This is a genomic window from Limnochorda sp. (genome assembly GCF_047459355.1).
GTDB lineage: Bacteria > Bacillota > Limnochordia > Limnochordales > Limnochordaceae > Limnochorda.
Genome location: NZ_VSCV01000076.1, coordinates 1 through 1,901, shown reverse-complemented (window position 1 = coordinate 1,901; position 1,901 = coordinate 1). Strand labels below are relative to the sequence as shown.

The following is a 1,901-nucleotide window of genomic DNA, read 5'->3' as shown; positions in this document are numbered from 1 at the left end:
GCCCGCCGGATCGCCGCAGCCGGGGCCGTCCTTCTGAAGAACGACGGCCCCGTCCTTCCCTTGAAAGCCGGCGAGTCACTGGCCGTCATCGGGGAGCTCGCGAGAACCCCCCGGTATCAGGGCGCCGGCTCCTCCCAGGTGGTCCCGACCCGCCTGGACAGCCTCCTGGACGGCCTCCGCCGGTATGTTCCCGGCGTTCCCTTCGCCGCCGGCTACACCCTGCGGGATCTGCCGGATCAGGCGCTCGTCGACGAGGCCGTCGCCCTGGCCCAGAAGGTCCACACCGTGATCCTCTGCATCGGCCTGCCGCCTGCCTACGAGGGCGAGGGCTTCGACCGGCCCCACATGCGCCTTCCCGAAAACCAGGTGGCCCTGGTGGAGGCGCTTGCCCGGGCCAACCCGCGGATCGTCGTGGTGCTCGCGGGCGGATCGGCCATCGAGATGCCCTGGGCCGATCGGGTCCAGGCCATTCTCCACATGCATCTCGCCGGCCAGGCCGGGGGTCTCGCCGCAGCCGATCTCCTCTTTGGCAAGGAGAACCCCAGCGGCAAGCTGGCCGAGACCTACCCCTTCCGCTACGAAGACGTGGTGAGCAGTAGCTACTACCTGAAGCCGCCCAAGCAGGCGGCGTACCTGGAGAGCTTCTACTGCGGGTACCGCTACTTCGCGACCGCCGGCGTCCCGGTGCGCTATCCTTTCGGCTTCGGCCTCTCCTACACCCGCTTCGAGTACTCAGACCTCCAGGTGCGGAGGACCGGCGAGTACGACGTCGAGGTGACCGCCTCCATCACCAATGCGGGCGAGTACGACGGCGCCGAGGTGGTCCAGCTCTACGTGGCCCCCAAGACCGGCGGGGCGTACCGCCCGGTGCGGGAGCTGAAAGGTTTTTCCAAGATCCACCTCAAGCGGGGCGAGACCGGGCAGGTCTCCTTCCGCCTGGACAGGAGGAGCTTTGCCATCTACGACCCGGCGCGCCGGGAGTGGGTGGTGGAGGCGGGGCGCTACGACCTGGAGGTGGGCGCGAGCTCGCAGGACATCCGCCTGAGCGCGACCATCCACCTGCAGGGCGTCGAACCCGCCCGCACGCCCTGCAGCGGCTGGTATTACACCTTGAACGGCGTACCGTCCAAGAAGGACTTCATCACCATCCACCCGGACTACCCCGAGGACGTCCCCCAGACCCGGGGAACCTACGACATGACCAGCTCGGTCCGGGAGATGCAGGAGACCAGCCTGCTTCTCCGGCTGGTCTACCGGGTGCTGAAGCGGGAGGCCGTCAAGCACCTGGGCGTCAGGGCAGACCCGGAGGACCCGGCCTTCAAGATGGCGGTGGAGTCGGCCGCCACCACCCCCTTGCGGGCTCTGGTCCTCTTCGATCCCAAGAGCCTACCGCTGGCCCTGGCCGAGTTCCTTGTCGAGTGGGCCAACGGCCGCCGGCTGCGAGCCCTGGGGATGTTGTTGCGGCGCCGGGCGAAAAGGGCTGGCTGACGCGGCTTGCGAAGTTATGAGGGTCGCACTTTTGCCGGTACCCCGAACGGGAGCGCTCGGGAGGCCGTCGCAAATCTTTGAGGAAAGAGGTCCTGTCTTGATCTACTGCTCGATCCATCAGGTTGCAGAACAGTTGCCGCAGTCGCCCCGGTTCATGCGGGCTCTCCAGTGGCTCCAGCGGGCGGTCGCGGGGAAGGACGACACGCTCCAGATGCTCTCGTCGCTGGAGCCCGGCTCGTCCAGGCGGGTCGAGATCGAGGGCGACGCCATCTTCGCCAACTTGATGTGCTACGAGACCACGCCGGAATGCGCCAAGCTTGAGTCCCACCGGAAGTACTGCGACATCCAGTACATCCACCGGGGAACGGAGGGGCTCGCCTGGGCGCACCTGGACGACCTGGAGGTCCTCGAGC

General features: G+C 67.6%; 2 protein-coding genes. Both read left to right on the top strand.

Translation table 11 applies throughout. The annotated features are described in order from the left end of the window. Window positions 1-1,488, top strand: a 1,488-nt coding sequence (locus tag FWJ67_RS10890) for a glycoside hydrolase family 3 C-terminal domain-containing protein (RefSeq protein WP_414482829.1), incomplete at its 5' end; no start/stop codon positions are given. Window positions 1,489-1,585: 97 nt separating this feature from the next. Next, window positions 1,586-1,901, top strand: a 316-nt coding sequence (locus FWJ67_RS10885; RefSeq protein ID WP_414482828.1) for a YhcH/YjgK/YiaL family protein, incomplete at its 3' end; no start/stop codon positions are given.